We start from the raw sequence: 1187 nt of genomic DNA on the forward strand, positions 1-1187 counted from the left end.
GAGAACGATTAAGCGATCCATCTGGGCGATGGTCGACAATCGGTGTGCTATTGCAATCACGGTTTTGCCTTGCATGAGCTCGTTCAAGCTTTCTTGGATAGCCGCTTCGACTTCTGAGTCCAGAGCTGAAGTTGCTTCATCCAGTACCAACAGCGGCGCGTCTTTCAATAACACACGAGAAATAGCGATACGCTGACGCTGACCACCAGAGAATTCATGAGGATATTTCACGCCAGCCATGCGCCCCAAACCAACATGATCAAGCAAATCATTCACGATTTGACGTGTTTCTGCTTCATTCTTGGTGAGTTTATGGAAACGAATTGGCTCGGCAATAATGTCTGCCACCTTCATACGAGGGTTCATAGACGTGTATGGGTTTTGGAACACCATCTGCATTTGACGTCGCATCGGACGACGCTCTTTTTCCGACTTCATCGCCGTGAGATCGATGCCTTCAAATTTCACTTGGCCAGAGTTTGGTTCATACAACCCTGCAATCACGCGCGCGATGGTCGACTTACCCGAACCTGACTCACCCACCAGACCAAACGTCTCACCTTCGTGCACCTCAAAACTCACATTGTTCGAAGCCTGCACGTACTCACGGCGGCTTTCAAACAAAGAGTCCTTAGTCACAAACCTTAGGTTGACGTTTTTCACATCCAACAACGGGCCAGTGTACTCACGCTGATCTTGGCTTTGACCAAGCCAGTGGTTCTTGATGTCCAGCGACTTCATTTCTGTCGCTTCTTCGATGTAACTCACCAGAGGGAAACGATCGAGCTTTCTGTCTGAGCGAGGAACCGCCGAAATCAAGCTGCGCGTGTATGGGTGATCTGGGTTGCCCAACACTTTTGCCGTTGGCCCAAACTCAACAAGATCGCCACGGTACATTACCGCCACGCGGTCTGTAACGTTTGAAACCACCCCCATGTCGTGCGTAACCAACATACAACCAACATTGTTCTGGATACACAACTCACGGATAAGATTCAGGATTTGGTCTTGGATTGATACGTCCAGTGCCGTGGTTGGCTCATCGGCGATGATCAGATCTGGCTCACCAGCCAAAGCGATCGCGATAACCACACGCTGACGCATACCACCAGAAAACTGGTGAGGATACTGTTTAAGACGGTTTTCAGGCTGAGGGATGCCGACTTGCTGCATCAGAGACAACGCGC

General features: G+C 50.1%; 1 protein-coding gene. It reads right to left on the reverse strand.

Going from position 1 to position 1187, the window contains the following annotated elements:
* A partial coding sequence (locus R7Z78_RS24540) for an ATP-binding cassette domain-containing protein (RefSeq protein WP_169643807.1) occupies positions 1-1187 on the reverse strand: 1187 nt, incomplete at both ends.

This window comes from Vibrio sp. 1167, from assembly GCF_033340375.1.
In the GTDB taxonomy this organism is placed as follows: domain Bacteria; phylum Pseudomonadota; class Gammaproteobacteria; order Enterobacterales; family Vibrionaceae; genus Vibrio; species Vibrio alginolyticus.